This is a genomic window from Bradyrhizobium sp. CCBAU 45321, from assembly GCF_028128975.1.
GTDB lineage: Bacteria > Pseudomonadota > Alphaproteobacteria > Rhizobiales > Xanthobacteraceae > Bradyrhizobium > Bradyrhizobium yuanmingense.
On sequence record NZ_LFKZ01000093.1, the window covers coordinates 1 to 14,333 of the forward strand.

Here is a 14,333-nt window from a genome sequence, read left to right on the forward strand (position 1 = left end):
TTGCTCGCTTCATCTGTCCGTCCTTCTTCGGGCCGGACTCTAACTCCTTCTGGAGGAAATACGCAGTGGCAGGTCAGGACCTTCATCAAGGGGTAGAACTTTTTGAATGTGCTCTGGTGACACGATCTTGAGAGGGTATTTGTCGCAAACTCTGTCCACTCCACTCCATTTATACAAGGAAAGGAGGGGAACCTTGAATCCCTGTCGTCATCGTCCCGGGTGTGGAATTCATCAACGTTATAGATGGTCGCCGTAGCCAGATGGGCAGCATCCGCCGCATCCATGACCTTTGCGGGCTTCCCTGTCGCTGGATCAGCGGGCCGATAGTAGTATTCCCTTATCTCTCTTGCCCTCATCAAAATGTTGCGGCTGATCTCTATGTCTACGAAATGCTCGCCATCAAAAATTCCGAGATATTGAGTCTCAGCTCCCGGCTTCTTGGCCTCGATCTTGGATGGAATAACTTCAAGATGGGTTAGGACAGAGCAAACGATCAAATTCTTCTTAGCCTGGTTGTCTCCTAAGATTTCCTGAATCGCCGCCTTCTTCTCGGGTGTCACGGGCTCATCGCCAAGCACCTCGTAGAACATGCAAGCGTCCCAATAGAAGCTTGGCTTAGAGGCCATTCAATAATGTTTCCAGATTATCATTCCGACGATCGAAGCCGCTAAAGAGCCCTCGCAATTGCAATAAGTGCACCGGTTCCTGCACTGTAGCGGCATACTCAATATCTGCCATATCAACTTGTACGGGAAAGGGGGAGTCCCTTGTATAATGAAGCCTGCCAATGACCCTAACGAGCCGAAACAAATACTGCCGCATTTCTTCCCGCTTACCCTCGGGAAAGACGCAGTTGATCCGCTGTGCCCCTATCGGGGGGATGATGACGAAATGGTGCTCGCCATCGATGTCGGAAACCTCGCGCAGATCGCCGACAACAGAGCCATAAGAGGTCCCGGAAAACCATGTGGGAGGCTGCTCTAGTTCGGCCTTGCGGGCAGCAATGGCCGCAGAACGCGCACGGAATTGCTCGTCAAAGTCTACGGTTCTATCGTCAATGTTGATCCATAGGCGGCTGTAATCATCCTCGCGCTTCTTTTCTGCGATTTCCGCCAAGGTTCTGGCAAGCGTGGAATCGACACGATCATCGACATCTTTGCCCAGCGCCACGCGCTCGATCTGCTCAAACGTCCATTCAAAAGCGGGAATGGGATCATAGTTTGCCTGCTTGGAAACAGGGTGCAACGTGAGCTTCGTGGGATTGACCTTCGTTGCGGCCACCACTTCATACTCAGTTTGCCGAGCAGGCTTCCCGTCATACTTGCGCTCAGCTTGACCCAGCGCAGACAGAAGTCTGCGGAGCTTTTCCACTAGGGCATGCGCGAGCGCGTTGCCCCGGTGGCCCGGGTGCCCCTCGATATTGAATGTGAGGTCTCGCTTGGGCATTTGTATGCGCTCTACGCCTCGGACGAGTCCCGGTAAGTCAGCCTTTTCCCGACAATACCACGAAGGGCCGTCACAGTGCGAGCCGTATCGTTAACCCTTAACGCGATACGGTTATTATAGCGGAAATCGTCGGGAAATCGGAGGGGCGGCCATGCGGCTAAATATCGTCGGGCGCCGGACCCTGATATGCGGCGCCATCCTGCTCGTGGCGGCTATGGCCGCCCGGCTATTGGGATGGCCTGGCCCTTAATACTTGGCGCCGGGATTGGGCACCAGATCGGGCAGCGCCGCATACATGGCGTCGATGCTATCGAGGTCGATCAGGGTCCGGGCGTCGAATTTCTTCGCCTTGATCCGCCCGGCATTGATCAGTTCATAGCATTTGGTGTGCGAGAATTTCCCGTAGCGGCAAGCCTCCTTTACGGTCGCGAGCCGGTGGCCGCTCGCGGTATCAATCGCGCTCACCTTTACGTCCTCGGTCATCGTCATTGCCTCATTTCCCTTGCCCGACGGCGCCGCTCCTGCGTGCTCTGCGCGGTGCGAGCCCGATGGCAGACCTTGCAGACTGTCATCCGGCGGGGCGCACAACCGTCGCGGGCCTGCATGTAGAAATCGGCCTCGGGCTTCTCCTGTTGGCATTTCCTGCAAATCATCATCGCCAGGGCGGCGGGCCCCTCGGTCATTTGAGCACCTTGGCAATCTCGGCAAGCGACTTCTCGATCTTGTCGGCGACCGCGATCAGCCGTTGCGCCTCGCTGATGCGCGGCTCGATCGCCTTGATCTGCGAGAGCAGATCGCGGGCCTCCTTGACCTGATCGCGGATGTTCTCGTTGCCGACCTCGTCGCCGAAATTCTCGTCGCGGATCAGCTTGACCCATGCGCGCGGGACGCCGAGGTCGGTCGCGACCTTCTCGTCGGTCCAGCCATCGCCATAGCCGATCTTGTCGTTGACGTAGACCTCGTTCAGCTTCTCGAAGATGATGCGCCGATCCTCGCGGGTCATCACCCGCATGTTCTCCTTTACGACCTTGAGTTTGTCGGTCATCGCGTTCCCGTTCTGCATGGCTTCGGCCTTTCTGATCGATGAGAATTTCGCGGCGTTGTGGCAGCGCGGGCACCGATGAGCGGTTCGGCTCCGGCCCACATGCCACCCCTTGGCTTCCAGTTTGCGGGCGATGAACCGCCATTCGATCTCGCTGTCGTCGCCGCGCGAGTTCTGCAAGGTGTTGACGGCCAGCGGGATGGCGGCCTCGCAGCCCGGGGCGCCACACCGCGCGATGACGCCGCGCACTAATTTGCCGTCGTCACCGTAGGGCACCGTCGTATGAACGAACGCCTTCTCCGCGCTCATTGGCGATCCTCCCGCTTTCGGAATGAGCGTTTCGGCCACCGGCTCGGCGGGCGGGGTTCGCCGCGATCCTTTGCTAGCAGCCGCGCCCTGAATTCGGCCTCGGATTTCGTCACCGCCCGGATATGGGCGATCTCGGGTAAGTCGATCTTCGCAGTCTTGCGGCGGTGCGCCCGGATTAGACGCGGCACCAAATTCCACGGCAGCGCCGGGCCACCGGACTCGGCCCGGATCGGGTAATGATCGAGCTGAAAAAGCGAGATGATCTGATCCGAGGTCATCTCCTTGGCGTGCTCCCATGGGATCAGCGGCTCGCCCTTGTCATCGGTCAGGGCAAGCAGCGCCGCCGCGCATTTCACGCGCAGACGGATCGGCTGTCGGGAGCGGCCCATCTTCATTGCAGGCGGCCCTTGAGCCCCTCGGCGATCATCGAACGCGTGTATTCCGCCCAACTGTCGAACTCGGACAGAGCGTCGCCAAGCTCGACGAAGGGGACGGCGAGGAAGATCGAGACGGTGATGTTGCCGATGACGTTGTAGGCGACGCCGACCGGCACGCCCTGCATCATTCCGAGAATGAGGTTCGCAGCATCGCGACCGATCTCGGCGTCGATCTCTGCCCGTTCGTCGGCGGTCGTCTCGTCAGCCATCGGTCTGTCCCTGATCAGTGGTCGCCGCGTCGTCCGCGTGCTCGCTCAAACCTGGCGGCGCCATCCGGTCGAGCACCGCGCCGATGATGCTCGATGCGTTGCCGCGCTCGTCGCGCGTGATCGCGCTGACGAGACTGTCGATCGGGGCGCCGTATTGCAGCGCCAGCGAGACCGCGACCGCGCCATCGCGGGCGATAGCCTCGATCTCCTGACCCGACTTCCCGCCGGTGATGAACACCTCGCCGATCGTGCCGTCCGGGTAAAAGCCGAGCGTCACCGCGAACCGGCGGTCGAACCCGCCCCATGCGATCTCGAACGTCTCGGCGTACCGCTTGCTCGGCAACACCCGGCGGCCGGTCATGTCAGGCGGCCCCGGCGCTCGCGGCCGTTGCCATCGCCTTCGGCTTGCGCGGGCCGCGCTTCTCCGTTTCCAGCGCGCCGGAGATTTGCCGGATCGCGGCCATCAGTTCGACGGCCTGCGTGCGGGTGGTCAGCGCGGCGGTGATGTGCAGTTCGACCACGCCGCTCTCGGTCTTGAGTTGGATGTCGGCGCCTTTCGGGATTTTCATTGTCCGTCCTCCTTGTAAATCGCCGCCCGCACCGCGCAGTCCTTCGCCTCGACCAGTTTGCGAAGGCACGCGGTGCGCTCGGGATTGCGCGGCAGCAGCGAGACCAGCCACTCGGCGATCTCGGCAAACTTGGCGCTGGTTGGTTGAAGCTCGGGCTTCAAGTGCGCGTAGGCGAAGAATTGCAGCATCGGTTCAGTGCTCACGTCAGTCTCCCTTTTGTCATGGTCAGTGCTCGGTCTGCGGGCCGTCCGTATGGATGGCTTCGCCGTTGCGGCGGGCCACAATCGCGGCCATGCCGCCCTCGATCTCGCCGCTCGCCTCCTCACGCCGCTCGATCTCGCGCTCGGAGGCGGCGCATTGCTTCAAGCCGTGTACCAAGGTGGCGCCGCATTGATCGAGCAGGCTCTTGATCGCCTCCGAGCGCCGGATCAGCGCGTCGCGATCGGCGTTCGCCTTGGCAAGTTGCTGCTTCAAACTGTCATTCTCGAATTCAAGGACGGCGTTCTTCTTGCCGAGCGCGTCGGCCTCAACTCGGCAGCTTTGCAACTCGGTCTCCAACTTGGTGATTTCGCTCGCGAGGGTCATAGTGCTCTCCTTTCGGGGGTGGAAAATCGCTGTCCTTGCTCATGACTAGAATCGCCATGGTGATCGCGCCGAGACTGCCGCCGCAGACGAGGCCAGCGATCAGACCGACCGTGAGTGCTGCGCTCATCATCGGCGACACTCCGGGTTGCACGCTCATGGCGCGATCTTCCGACGGAGTTGGGAGCGGATCATCGCGGCGTAGCGGGTGGTGACCGTCTCGCCGCGATGGATCAGGAGATGGGATTTCCGGCCGTTCGGGCCGGTGAAGTGGATGCGCGTGTGCTTGCCGCCCTCGGAGACCCACACGTCCGAGCCCCCGCCTCGCGCACGAACGTGACAATCTCACGCATCAGTTTCCGCATCGGGCTCGCTCGTTGGTTGGACCGACGAGATGGTGGCGCGAACAGCGGCGGCGAACCGGGCGCAGGCCGATCCGACCGAGGAGTGATCGCGCTTAAAGACCAGCCCGACCTGACGGTGAGTGGCCCCAGTCGCGACCGCGACAAACGCCATCATCTTCTGGCGCATCTCGATCAGTTCGGGGTCGCGATCGGGCCGAGTGACGATGCTGGGCTGGGCGCCATAACCCTTGACGATGCAAGCGAACGCCTGATCACACTGCTTCATGTAGCCGCGCGCGGCGCGCTGTCGCCGAAACTCCTGCGCGGCGAACAGCATGACGCGGATGTCCTGCGGCGAGAGCAACGGGCGGGACGCACCGCCGCGGCGCGGGGCCGCCTCGATGCGGAGAACGTCGCCGAGCCGGGTCGCGATGATAGGCGCAGCACAGGTCGAACCGTCGGGATCGCAGAAGTCAGGCATTTCCCACTCCTTCCAGTTTAAGCGTCGTCCGAGGGCACCTCGGCAGGCGCCTTCGCTTTTGATTTCGGGGCGTGTTCTGCGGCCTGCGCGTCGATCGCGGCGATTGCCGCCTGACCGATCGAGTGCGCGGTCCCGCGCAGGCGCTCCGCGAGGCGCGGCGACACATCCCGCGCCGCCTCAGACGCGACGGTGAAGCCCGCGTCTTCCATCTCGTCGCGGCCGTACATGCCGGAGATGACATCGGGCGCATACATGCGCGCCCAATCGCGACTCATGTTGTAGAACAGTTGCAGGTCGGGCTTGATGTCCCACAGCGGCGAGCCCTTGATCCGGCCACTGTCGTTCCGCTTCGGGCGCAACTTGCCGAGCGTGAATTGATCCGGCGCGGCATCGAGCGGCGGGAAATAGCGCGGCTCCTTCTCGCCCTTGAAGGTCGCCCACACCCGGCACCGCCGCATATCGCCTTCGCCCTCATAGGCAACTTGCAGACGCGTGGTGATCGGCGCGCGCGCCTCGATCACGGCGTGAAACATCTGGCTCTCGTAGGCGATCTGCTCGACCTTCTGGCCGCCGACGAACTGCTCGACGACATAGGTCCACTTCGCCAGGGCGAGCGGCGAGACGCCAAGCTCCTGCGCTCGCATGCAATTGGCGAAACAGGCGCCGACGTTGCCCTGCATGAATGGCGGCAGATACGGACCCGAGGCCGCGAGAAGCTTCGCGGCGTCGACCAGATCGCGGAGGTTCGCGTAGTCCACGCCGCCGCCCTTGAACAGCGTCACGGCCTCGGTGCGCTCGGTGACCACCTTCTCCGCGTTCCCCTCCACAAGATCGCGGCGGGTCACTCGATCGGGCGGCGCCTGCTGTTGCGAGGGCGGCGGCGTCTGCGGGGCCTCGGTGGTGACGGTTTGATCGGTCATCACGCAGCCTCCCGCAATTCGAACTTGACCCGGTCATCAACCGACTGGCGATACCAGTCGGGCAGATCGACATACTCGGCGTCGGCGCGATCATCGCCCGGGCCCGGCCAGACGCCGCTCTGGAAGCACTGCCAGAACGTCTTCGAGGCGAGTTCATTCAATGCGGCGCCGCGCGCCAGGTCCTCGTCCTTGAGCGTCTGCGCGCGGACGCAATGCGGGCGCTTGCTCTCGACCCACAGAAGCGTAAACGATGATGCCGTAATGCCGAGCGCCCGGGCTCCCTCGATCACCATCGCACCCTGCTGGTGATAGCCGTAGTCGATAATGGAGCGTTGCGTGTCGCGATAGAGCACCGAGTTGGTCGACTTCAGATCGACGAAGTCGCCGCTGTCGTTCGGGATTTCATCGGGCCGCGCCTTCTTCCAGAACCCGCGCGGGTCCTTCCAGATCAGCGAGCGCTCCGGCGATCCGCCCAGCATGCCGTGCTGCACGAGCGGAAACCGACCGAGCGCGATGATCATGCCCTTGGCGCGCTCCGCCAGGGCGGGCGAGATCACATACTTTCCGGCGCCACGCTGCTCCTTGAGCCAATCGCGCCATTCCTTGCGGTTCGCGTTGTACGCGAACCCGCCGACAGTGGCCGGGCGCATGACCGTGTCGTCATCAAACGGCTCGCCCGCGACCGCCTTGTGCACGAAGCGGCCGAGGACCATCGCCTCGGTCTCGGTCTCGGTGTCCTCGCGATCGGGATTGAGCGACGATTTGTCGAAGGCGTGCTTTGGCGATTTGTTAATGATGTTGCGAAACATCGACGACGAGACGCTGACGGCGTCGCAGAGGTCGGCGCGGTGGTAGTCGTGCAGCGGGATATCCCGGTAAATCCCGGGCACGGTGATCGTCTTTCCATCCCACCGTATCGACTGCATTCTTACATTCCTCCAGTTACGCGACGCCAAAAATGCCGTCACCGGCACCGTAGGTGCGCGGCTGTTGGATGCTTTGTCTGGTGTGAGGGCCGCCCGCTTGTAGTCCGCAGGCGGTGCGCCGTGGTGATCAGATCAGTGCGTTGTTATTTGTTCTCGTCTGCCTGTCATCGCGAGTTTCCGCCCGGTTCGATCAAGCTGTCAACAAGTGCGATCAAAAAAAGCGGGTACGGAACAACTGCTGAGTGCAGCAGAATTTCACGCCAACTCTCACGACAGATTTTTCCTGCAACTACCGGCATCGGCCACGTGCCGCTTCGATCATGGCCGCCACGGCCATCAGCGCACGTTCGCGCCTGTCCGCGCACGGTGATTACGCAAATCCGTGGGTACGGGACGCAGAAAACAGATGACGATGACGCGAACCGGTGACTATTAAAACGACCGTCGTGGTTCGCGACAAGGGGGCGCCCGATGGTCTTTCAATCGACATGGGATGATGCGGCGGAAGAAGCCCTGCGGCGCTGGGTCGCCGAGGGCGCGTCTTCGTCAGTGATTGCCGATGCGATGCATCGGACGCGCAGTGCGGTCGCTGGCAAAATCGCGCGCCTCAAACTCAAACGTCCCGAGGGCTTGTCGCCGATGACGAAAGCCACCACCAAGCAGCCGCCGAAATCGGAGGCGCAGATCGTCCTGGCGCCGAAACCCGAGCACAAGCTCGCGCCGGTCGAGGCCACGAGCGGAAAGCCGGTGCCGTTCCTTCAGGCCCGGGGCTTTCACTGCCGCGCGGTGCTCGATGAGCGCGGCGAGGACGGCCTTGCCGTGTTCTGCGGCGCCAAGAAGCGCCTCGGCTCGTCATGGTGCCCGAAGCACCATCACCTGTTCGTCACCTACGGGAGGGCCTGATGCCGGGGGCCCCAATGGGACCACGCGCGGCCCGGCGATGATCCCAATTCGCCGAGGCCCCGCAACGCAAAGGGACCTTTCTTATGGCGAAGGCAGCAGCAACGCAGACGAACGATTTCGACCCCGAGATCGTGCAGGAACTCCTCGGCAAGATCGACGGCTATCATGCCGATCTGGCGTCCGAGCGTGGGTCATCGATGGCCCGGTGCCGCAACATCCGCGAGAGCATCAACGCCTGCTTCAAGGAAGCGAAGGCGCGCGGCATCCCGACCAAGGAGCTTCGGTCGCTGGTCAAGATCAGGATCAACGAGGCGAAGAACCGCGAGATTTACGAGGAGCTGGAGGAGGATCAGAAGCACATCCTCTCGATGCTCGCGACAGCCGAGGGCGTGAAGGATTTGCCGCTCTGGCGGGCGGCGGCAATGTCCGCCTTGCACGGAAACGTCACCGCGACCGCCCACTGACGGGAGGGCGGCATGGCGCACGCGCCCCGTATTCTGGCGCTCGATCTCGCATCGCGAACCGGCTGGGCTTGCGGCTTTCCCTACGAGGACAAGCCGCGATCCGGCTCGGTGCGCTTTGCGCGCGAGGGCGCCAGCCTCGGCGCGATCTATGCCGGATGTCGGCAATGGCTCGGCGCCTTCCTCGCGACTGAGCCCGATGTGCGGCTGATCGTGTTCGAGGCGCCGATGGCGCCCCAGCACATGGCGGGCTTCACCACCGCGCACATCATCCGCGTGCTGATCGGGCTCTGCGCCGTGGTCGAGGAATACGGCCACGCGGGCGGCTATGACGTGCGCGAGGCCAAGGTCTCGGAAGTCCGCGAGCATTTCCTCGGCACCAACCGGATTAAGCGGAAGGAAGCGAAGTCGGCGACCATCGACGCCTGCAATCGTCTCGGCTGGGCGCCGAGCGATGACAATGCCGCCGATGCGCTCGCGCTCTGGCACTATCAAGCCTCGGTCTTCGACCCGAAGCTCGCTCTGCAAACCTCGCCCCGGTTCCGGCGGAGGATTGCCGGATGACGCTCGGGATCGTCCTGTCGCTCTGCGATCGAACCGGCACCATGGTGCTGCCGTGGATCCAGGCGGGCTATTCGGCGATCACCGTCGATCTTCAACCGGCGCCGCGCGAGCACCATCGCCGCCATCACATCGTCGCCGACATCACACAATGGCGCTATCCCGCGCATCTGCCGCGTCCGGTTATCGTCTTCGCGTTCCCGCCGTGCTCACACCTCGCGGTTTCGGGCGCCCGCTGGTTCAAGGCTAAGGGCCTCGGCGCGCTGATCCATGCGCTGCAAGTGGTCGATGCCTGTCGGCGCGCCTGCGAGGATAGCGGCGCGCCCTACATGATCGAGAACCCGGTCTCGACCCTTTCGACCTACTGGCGCGATCCCGATTACACGTTCGACCCCTGCGACCCCTATACGAAGCAAACGTGCCTGTGGGTCGGCGGCGGGTTCGTCATGCCGGAGAAGGTCCGCGTCGGTGATCTGTTCGCCGAGCCTACGTGCGTCGAGCCGGTGCTGGGCTCCGCAATCCTCAATTTCTCGCCGACTGCCGATCGCGCTGACACCCGCAGCATCACGCCGCCAGGTTTCGCGAGCGCGGTATTTCGAGCCAATGCCGGGAGGGTCTGATGGCACGCATCAGGACGATCAAGCCCGAGTTTCCGCAATCTGAGACCATCGGCAAACTGTCCCGCGAGGCGCGCCTGCTGTTCATCCAGTTGTGGACCCTCGCCGATGACGAAGGGAGGGCTCGCGCGGCCTCGCGAATGCTCGCGAGCCTTCTCTACCCATACGACGACGATGCGCCGGGGCTCATGGACGACTGGCTAGCCCAGCTTGAGCATCATGGTTGCAATCACCCGTTACGTGGTTGAGGGCTCCACCTATCTGCAAATCGATAACTGGCTGAAACACCAGAAGATTGATCGCCCGACGCCCTCACGTTTGCCGGTTGTCAGCGAGGCTACGCGATTGCTCGCGAGCCCTCGCGAGGCTTCATCGACGGACCTTGGACCTTGGACCGTGGACCATGGACCTAGGACCGAGGACCATGCCGCGCCGATTGGCGCGCGCTCGGGCTCTGGCGAATTGGATTTCGGCGAGACGGTCCCGCCACCGCGAGCGGCCAAGGCGCCAACGCCGTCCGACGCAGAGACCGAACTGTTCCGGCGCGGCAAGGAAGTCCTCGGCAATGGCGCGGGTGGCCTCGTCTCGCGATTGCTCAAAGCGAAGGGCGGCAAAGTCCCGCTGGCACGGGCGGCGATCGAACAGGCGTCCACCAAGCACGATCCCCGCGAGTACATCGGCGCCATCATCCGGGCCCCGCCGGAGCATGAACCGTCGAGGGTGGTGCAGCCATGACGCGCCGCCTGTCGCTCGACGAGGTGCTGCGCATGTTTGCCCGGATCGGCTTCGACCCGCGCTCGCATAGCGGCACCCACGAACTCCGCTGCCCCGTCTGCTCACATCTGCGGCGGAAGAAGTCCCACAAGTGCCTCTCCATCCGCTGCGACGCGGACGGTTTTTTCTTCCGCTGTTTCCACTGCGACGAATTCCATGGGAGCTATCGCTATGACGACGCTCGCGACGCGACACGTCGAGTTCTTCGAGGCCCGGGGGATATCGCCCGAGCTGGCCGCCAAGTTCGAGATTTATACGGGTACTCTCGTCGGTGAGAAGCCGAACCGGCATGTCGTCGCCAGCCCGAGCGGCAACATCCTCGTCTATCCGTTCATCGAGCACGGCGTCACCGTGAACGAGAAATATCGCACCGAGCGGAACAGCGAGAAGTTCTTCTGGCATCGCAAGGGCGGCAAGCGGACGTTTTGGAACGCCGACGTGCTCGATGACCCTCTGCTGGAAGCGGGCACGCAAGCGCTCGTCATCACCGAGGGCATCGAGGACGGCATGGTCGCGGTCGATTGCGGCTGGCCGCTCACGGTCTCGGTGCCCGATGGCGCGCCGCCGGTCCCGAAGGATGGACGCCTGCCGCCGTTCGATCCGCAGACCGAGGCGAACGGCAAGTTCGAGTTCCTGTGGCTCAACCGGGATCGGTTGAAGCGGATCAAGCGGTTCATTCTCGCAGTCGATGACGATGGGCCAGGGCAACGGCTCGCTGCCGAGATCGTCCGTCGCCTCGGCGCCGTGCGCTGCCTGTTCGTGACGTTCCCGCCGGGCTGCAAGGACTTGAACGAGGTGCTGCGCCAGTACGGGCGCGATTCGGTCAGCGCCGTGTTGCGCGATGCCAAGCAGTATCCGGTTCGTGGGCTCTATCGGCTCTCGGAGTATCCGGCGCTCCCGGCGCTGCACCCGATCTCGATCGGCTGGCCGCTGTTCGACGGCGACACCGTCGCTTCGGCCAACAATGCTTGGCTGAAACTGTTCCCGGGCGAGTTCATGGTCGTCACCGGCATCCCGAGCCATGGCAAATCGACTTGGGTGCTGAACGTGCTGGTCAACATCGCGCGCGCCTACGGATGGCGTTCGGCCGTCTTCTCAGCCGAGATGCCAACAGTGCCGCATCTCCGCGACAAGCTGCGCCGGATCATCGCGGGCACTGCGTCGGCCGAGGCCGACGAGTTCATTGAGGGCAGCTTCACGTTCATCGACCACGATCCGAACGACGCCGACGAGGAAGACATCACGCTGGAATGGATCATCGAGAAAGCCCGCGATGCGGTGCTGCGCGATGGCATCCGCGTGCTGGTCATCGACCCATGGAACGAGATCGAGCACGCCCGGCGCCGCGATGAAAGTTCGACGGAATACATCGGCCGGGCCATCCGCATGCTGAAGCGCTTTGGGCGGCAGTACGAGGTCGCCGTGATCGTCCTAGCGCACCCGACCAAGGACGTTTGGGAGCACGGCCGAACCCGCACCGCGACGCTCTACGACATCGAGGGCTCGGCGCACTGGTTCAACAAATGCGACCACGGCGTCGTCATCGAGCGCGCGGCGGAAGCCTGCCGGTCAACCGTGCACATCGCCAAGGTGCGGTTCGAGGAAACCGGCTTTAAGGGTGCGATTAACATGGCGTTCGATGTGCAGACGCAACGGTTCGAAGAATTGGCCGACAAGCAGAAGGAGATGGACCTTGAGTGACGTGCTCGTGATCCGCCGGGATGACCCGCTGAAATTCAACCCGCTTGAAGACGCCGTGATGGAGGACATCGCGCCCTCGGTCTGGAGCGGTCCGCATGTCGGCAGGCGTCTCGCCGAGGCGATGCGGACGCTGCGCCTTATCCCGATGCGCACGGTCGCGGGCTATGGGGCAGCGTGGCCCGCGTACAGTTACGAGTTCGAGGACTTGATCGCCCAGCACGAGCAGGGCGAACTCGAGAAAACGATGCGGATGCAGAACCGCACGCGCCTGCTGCCGTCGTTTGCCGATGTCACCCGCATGGAGACGGCGATCTGCTGGCCCGCCCGCCACCTGATCGGCCAGATGCATCTGCTCCGGGCGGTCAACTGTGTCGCCCTGGCGCACTCTCTCGAACGGGACGCGGGGTGGGTGGCGGTCAAGCGCGGCGGCTATGCCGACACGTGGCGCGCGAACCACGATCGCGGGTGCGATGTCATCGCCGACGGTCTGCGCGGCGAGTTCGTGCCGGTCTTCTAGGAGGGCGCCATGCGGATCACCGAGGCAATGATCGAGGCCGCAGCCATCGCGATCAGGGACGCCGTTGCGAACCGGGTCGTGGGCGAAGACGGACGGCGCCGGGGCAAGCCGTGGGCGGCGTTGCCCCCGACGCAGCGCGACGCCTATCGAGCCGAGGCGACGGCGGCGCTGCATGCCGCACTGCGGCAAGCGTGGGGCGCGGTGGAAGTATGATGGACTTTGAAATCCCCCACGGTGCCGACCGGGAATACCTGATCGTCTTCGGCGTGGCGGCGATCTATATCGCGACGATCCCGCGCGGTGAGCCGTGCATCGTCGGCGTCTCCCGCGACCTCGGCCAGACCTTCGATGGCATCCGGGACAATTGGCCGTGGTCGGAGATCGGGTGCGCGTTCTGGGTGAAGGACCGCGACACGGCCGAGGCGATCGTGGACGAGGCGACCGAGGTGCTGCCGCGCGATCCCGAGGGGCGGCTTGCAGTTCGGGCCGAGTTTGCCCGGCGCCAAGTCGAGGCGGTCGCCGCGCGCTGGAAGATCACGCTGACAAACCACGACGCGGCGATGTCGCGGGTGCATGCGGCTGTTCGCCATGTGCAAGAGACAATCAACCACGCAAACGCGACCGGTGATCTCGCTTGGTTCAACGCCGCCTATCGTGCCTGGCGGATCGAAGCAAAAAAATTTGGGCGCGTCATGAGCTACGCCGAGGCGTTAGCGCGGCTGCGCAAGGCGGTGACTAAACGTCTGATTACTCTCGACGTAATCAATTTGGACGCTGATCTCTTGCCCGGTATCTTCCCCGAGCTGCCGAAGCAGACCGCAGAAAATTACGTTGACGGCTTGAAAAAACCGGTGCTTTCTTCGCGCACGCGCCCGAGGCCAAAGCCACGCGCTGATGGATCGGGCCGCCGTGGTATTTCCCACTAACGCAAGACTGTTCGACCGATCCCGGCGGCGAGGTCGGTTTTTTTGTGGTGACCATGCCTACGCTCGGGGTCGATTTCGATTTCTCGCAGATCGAGCAGCGGGCCTTGGCTCTCGGCGCGACCGCCGATCAGATGCCCTACATCATGGCGACCACCCTCAACATGGCCGCTGAGAATACCCGATCGTATCTGATCGAGACGACATGGCCGTCGTCGGTCACGGTCCGCAATCGATCGTTCATGAAGGCCGCGCTGACGACCAAGGGGTCGCGCGCGACGAAGGGCGACTTGACGGTTGAGATTTACGACAAGCTCGGCCGGGCGAACCTGTCCCTGCATGCCAAGGGCGGCACGCGCCGGGCGAAGGGCGGCAACCTTTCGATCCCGTCGTCGGTCAACGTGCAGCGGACGAGCGGCGGCGCCGTGCGGACGCAGCAACAGCCGAAGAATTTGCGGAACAGCTTCAAGCGCGGGCGCTTCATCTTCCAACGCCAGGGCCGATCGACACGCAAGGCGAAGGGCCGCATCAAGCTGATGTATTCGTTGCGGCCGTCGGTCCCGATCCGGCAAGACGTGCCGTTCTACAAGGACTTTGCCGAGGTGATGCGA

General features: G+C 63.2%; 25 protein-coding genes and 1 pseudogene. 11 read left to right on the top strand and 15 right to left on the bottom strand.

Annotation, left to right across the window (positions count from 1 at the left end):
* From ACM43_RS10630 to ACM43_RS10700, 15 genes and pseudogenes are all read right to left on the bottom strand, one after another.
* Positions 1-590: hypothetical protein (locus tag ACM43_RS10630; RefSeq protein ID WP_271539965.1), on the bottom strand; the 590-nt coding region annotated here is incomplete at its 3' end.
* Between the two features lie 25 nt (positions 591-615).
* On the bottom strand, positions 616-1,446 hold the full coding sequence (locus ACM43_RS10635; RefSeq protein WP_036031808.1) for a hypothetical protein: 831 nt from the start codon (positions 1,444-1,446) through the stop codon (positions 616-618).
* An 11-nt stretch (positions 1,447-1,457) separates the two neighbouring features.
* Positions 1,458-1,574: pseudogene (locus ACM43_RS10640) on the bottom strand (IS1595 family transposase); the annotation flags it as partial.
* Positions 1,575-1,692: 118 nt separating this feature from the next.
* Positions 1,693-1,929 (bottom strand): helix-turn-helix domain-containing protein, encoded by a 237-nt coding sequence (locus ACM43_RS10645; RefSeq protein WP_050996285.1) that lies wholly within the window; start codon positions 1,927-1,929, stop codon positions 1,693-1,695.
* Positions 1,930-2,125: 196 nt separating this feature from the next.
* Complete coding sequence (locus tag ACM43_RS10650; RefSeq protein ID WP_050996284.1) at positions 2,126-2,797, bottom strand: hypothetical protein; 672 nt, start codon at positions 2,795-2,797, stop codon at positions 2,126-2,128.
* The gene (locus tag ACM43_RS10655) at positions 2,794-3,192 is read right to left on the bottom strand and encodes a hypothetical protein (protein ID WP_036031804.1); all 399 of its coding nucleotides are present in this window, start codon (positions 3,190-3,192) and stop codon (positions 2,794-2,796) included. Before ACM43_RS10655 ends, ACM43_RS10650 begins: the two co-directional genes overlap by 4 nt.
* Positions 3,189-3,443 carry a hypothetical protein gene (locus ACM43_RS10660; protein WP_036031803.1) on the bottom strand — a complete coding sequence of 85 codons (255 nt, stop codon included), beginning with the start codon at positions 3,441-3,443 and terminating at the stop codon, positions 3,189-3,191. Before ACM43_RS10660 ends, ACM43_RS10655 begins: the two co-directional genes overlap by 4 nt.
* Positions 3,436-3,804, bottom strand: coding sequence for a TSCPD domain-containing protein (locus ACM43_RS10665; protein WP_050996283.1), 369 nt, complete (start codon positions 3,802-3,804; stop codon positions 3,436-3,438). Before ACM43_RS10665 ends, ACM43_RS10660 begins: the two co-directional genes overlap by 8 nt.
* 1 nt (position 3,805) lies before the next feature.
* A complete protein-coding gene (locus ACM43_RS10670) occupies positions 3,806-4,012 on the bottom strand; it encodes a hypothetical protein (RefSeq protein WP_036031800.1) in 207 nt (68 codons plus the stop codon).
* A complete protein-coding gene (locus ACM43_RS10675) occupies positions 4,009-4,215 on the bottom strand; it encodes a hypothetical protein (protein WP_202948154.1) in 207 nt (68 codons plus the stop codon). Before ACM43_RS10675 ends, ACM43_RS10670 begins: the two co-directional genes overlap by 4 nt.
* 22 nt (positions 4,216-4,237) lie before the next feature.
* The gene (locus ACM43_RS10680) at positions 4,238-4,597 is read right to left on the bottom strand and encodes a hypothetical protein (RefSeq protein ID WP_036031796.1); all 360 of its coding nucleotides are present in this window, start codon (positions 4,595-4,597) and stop codon (positions 4,238-4,240) included.
* Between the two features lie 153 nt (positions 4,598-4,750).
* Positions 4,751-4,903: a hypothetical protein gene (locus tag ACM43_RS10685; RefSeq protein ID WP_157786085.1), complete on the bottom strand. Its 153-nt coding sequence runs from the start codon at positions 4,901-4,903 to the stop codon at positions 4,751-4,753.
* A 36-nt stretch (positions 4,904-4,939) separates the two neighbouring features.
* Positions 4,940-5,419, bottom strand: a complete 480-nt coding sequence (locus ACM43_RS10690) for a hypothetical protein (RefSeq protein WP_036031790.1) — start codon at positions 5,417-5,419, stop codon at positions 4,940-4,942.
* Between the two features lie 17 nt (positions 5,420-5,436).
* Positions 5,437-6,339, bottom strand: a complete 903-nt coding sequence (locus ACM43_RS10695) for a recombinase RecT (RefSeq protein ID WP_036031787.1) — start codon at positions 6,337-6,339, stop codon at positions 5,437-5,439.
* Positions 6,339-7,265, bottom strand: a complete 927-nt coding sequence (locus tag ACM43_RS10700; protein WP_050996282.1) for a PD-(D/E)XK nuclease-like domain-containing protein — start codon at positions 7,263-7,265, stop codon at positions 6,339-6,341. The genes ACM43_RS10695 and ACM43_RS10700 overlap by 1 nt, the downstream gene beginning before the upstream one ends.
* Before the next feature lie 471 nt (positions 7,266-7,736).
* On the opposite strand from ACM43_RS10700, the gene ACM43_RS10705 reads away from it, so the two are divergent.
* The 11 genes from ACM43_RS10705 to ACM43_RS10755 form a co-directional block, all read left to right on the top strand.
* Positions 7,737-8,168, top strand: coding sequence for a GcrA family cell cycle regulator (locus ACM43_RS10705; RefSeq protein WP_036031784.1), 432 nt, complete (start codon positions 7,737-7,739; stop codon positions 8,166-8,168).
* An 83-nt stretch (positions 8,169-8,251) separates the two neighbouring features.
* Entirely contained in the window at positions 8,252-8,632 is a 381-nt protein-coding gene (locus ACM43_RS10710) for a GapR family DNA-binding domain-containing protein (RefSeq protein ID WP_036031782.1), read from the top strand.
* A gap of 12 nt (positions 8,633-8,644) precedes the next feature.
* A complete protein-coding gene (locus tag ACM43_RS10715) occupies positions 8,645-9,193 on the top strand; it encodes a hypothetical protein (protein WP_036031780.1) in 549 nt (182 codons plus the stop codon).
* Complete coding sequence (locus ACM43_RS10720; RefSeq protein ID WP_036031779.1) at positions 9,190-9,810, top strand: hypothetical protein; 621 nt, start codon at positions 9,190-9,192, stop codon at positions 9,808-9,810. Before ACM43_RS10715 ends, ACM43_RS10720 begins: the two co-directional genes overlap by 4 nt.
* Positions 9,810-10,055, top strand: coding sequence for a hypothetical protein (locus ACM43_RS10725; protein ID WP_050996281.1), 246 nt, complete (start codon positions 9,810-9,812; stop codon positions 10,053-10,055). The genes ACM43_RS10720 and ACM43_RS10725 overlap by 1 nt, the downstream gene beginning before the upstream one ends.
* On the top strand, positions 10,027-10,542 hold the full coding sequence (locus tag ACM43_RS10730; protein WP_157786084.1) for a hypothetical protein: 516 nt from the start codon (positions 10,027-10,029) through the stop codon (positions 10,540-10,542). The genes ACM43_RS10725 and ACM43_RS10730 overlap by 29 nt, the downstream gene beginning before the upstream one ends.
* A gap of 210 nt (positions 10,543-10,752) precedes the next feature.
* Positions 10,753-12,282 (top strand): DnaB-like helicase C-terminal domain-containing protein, encoded by a 1,530-nt coding sequence (locus ACM43_RS10735; protein WP_271539976.1) that lies wholly within the window; start codon positions 10,753-10,755, stop codon positions 12,280-12,282.
* Positions 12,275-12,799 (top strand): hypothetical protein, encoded by a 525-nt coding sequence (locus ACM43_RS10740; protein WP_157786083.1) that lies wholly within the window; start codon positions 12,275-12,277, stop codon positions 12,797-12,799. The genes ACM43_RS10735 and ACM43_RS10740 overlap by 8 nt, the downstream gene beginning before the upstream one ends.
* 9 nt (positions 12,800-12,808) lie before the next feature.
* The gene (locus ACM43_RS10745; protein WP_036031766.1) at positions 12,809-13,012 is read left to right on the top strand and encodes a hypothetical protein; all 204 of its coding nucleotides are present in this window, start codon (positions 12,809-12,811) and stop codon (positions 13,010-13,012) included.
* A complete protein-coding gene (locus ACM43_RS10750; RefSeq protein ID WP_162130867.1) occupies positions 13,012-13,725 on the top strand; it encodes a hypothetical protein in 714 nt (237 codons plus the stop codon). The genes ACM43_RS10745 and ACM43_RS10750 overlap by 1 nt, the downstream gene beginning before the upstream one ends.
* 53 nt (positions 13,726-13,778) lie before the next feature.
* Positions 13,779-14,333, top strand: a 555-nt coding sequence (locus ACM43_RS10755; protein ID WP_271539979.1) for a hypothetical protein, incomplete at its 3' end; no start/stop codon positions are given.

What these genes read in the sequence shown, in the direction of transcription:
- ACM43_RS10715 (WP_036031780.1), top strand. Translation starts at nt 8,645, where the DNA reads ATGGCGCACGCGCCCCGTATTCTGGCGCTCGATCTCGCATCGCGAACC.
- ACM43_RS10655 (WP_036031804.1), bottom strand. Translation starts at nt 3,192, where the DNA reads ATGAAGATGGGCCGCTCCCGACAGCCGATCCGTCTGCGCGTGAAATGC.
- ACM43_RS10730 (WP_157786084.1), top strand. Translation starts at nt 10,027, where the DNA reads ATGGTTGCAATCACCCGTTACGTGGTTGAGGGCTCCACCTATCTGCAA.
- ACM43_RS10690 (WP_036031790.1), bottom strand. Translation starts at nt 5,419, where the DNA reads ATGCCTGACTTCTGCGATCCCGACGGTTCGACCTGTGCTGCGCCTATC.
- ACM43_RS10700 (WP_050996282.1), bottom strand. Translation starts at nt 7,265, where the DNA reads ATGCAGTCGATACGGTGGGATGGAAAGACGATCACCGTGCCCGGGATT.
- ACM43_RS10660 (WP_036031803.1), bottom strand. Translation starts at nt 3,443, where the DNA reads ATGGCTGACGAGACGACCGCCGACGAACGGGCAGAGATCGACGCCGAG.
- ACM43_RS10665 (WP_050996283.1), bottom strand. Translation starts at nt 3,804, where the DNA reads ATGACCGGCCGCCGGGTGTTGCCGAGCAAGCGGTACGCCGAGACGTTC.
- ACM43_RS10645 (WP_050996285.1), bottom strand. Translation starts at nt 1,929, where the DNA reads ATGACCGAGGACGTAAAGGTGAGCGCGATTGATACCGCGAGCGGCCAC.
- ACM43_RS10650 (WP_050996284.1), bottom strand. Translation starts at nt 2,797, where the DNA reads ATGAGCGCGGAGAAGGCGTTCGTTCATACGACGGTGCCCTACGGTGAC.
- ACM43_RS10720 (WP_036031779.1), top strand. Translation starts at nt 9,190, where the DNA reads ATGACGCTCGGGATCGTCCTGTCGCTCTGCGATCGAACCGGCACCATG.
- ACM43_RS10705 (WP_036031784.1), top strand. Translation starts at nt 7,737, where the DNA reads ATGGTCTTTCAATCGACATGGGATGATGCGGCGGAAGAAGCCCTGCGG.
- ACM43_RS10735 (WP_271539976.1), top strand. Translation starts at nt 10,753, where the DNA reads ATGACGACGCTCGCGACGCGACACGTCGAGTTCTTCGAGGCCCGGGGG.
- ACM43_RS10680 (WP_036031796.1), bottom strand. Translation starts at nt 4,597, where the DNA reads ATGACCCTCGCGAGCGAAATCACCAAGTTGGAGACCGAGTTGCAAAGC.
- ACM43_RS10745 (WP_036031766.1), top strand. Translation starts at nt 12,809, where the DNA reads ATGCGGATCACCGAGGCAATGATCGAGGCCGCAGCCATCGCGATCAGG.
- ACM43_RS10750 (WP_162130867.1), top strand. Translation starts at nt 13,012, where the DNA reads ATGGACTTTGAAATCCCCCACGGTGCCGACCGGGAATACCTGATCGTC.
- ACM43_RS10695 (WP_036031787.1), bottom strand. Translation starts at nt 6,339, where the DNA reads ATGACCGATCAAACCGTCACCACCGAGGCCCCGCAGACGCCGCCGCCC.
- ACM43_RS10635 (WP_036031808.1), bottom strand. Translation starts at nt 1,446, where the DNA reads ATGCCCAAGCGAGACCTCACATTCAATATCGAGGGGCACCCGGGCCAC.
- ACM43_RS10670 (WP_036031800.1), bottom strand. Translation starts at nt 4,012, where the DNA reads ATGAAAATCCCGAAAGGCGCCGACATCCAACTCAAGACCGAGAGCGGC.
- ACM43_RS10725 (WP_050996281.1), top strand. Translation starts at nt 9,810, where the DNA reads ATGGCACGCATCAGGACGATCAAGCCCGAGTTTCCGCAATCTGAGACC.
- ACM43_RS10710 (WP_036031782.1), top strand. Translation starts at nt 8,252, where the DNA reads ATGGCGAAGGCAGCAGCAACGCAGACGAACGATTTCGACCCCGAGATC.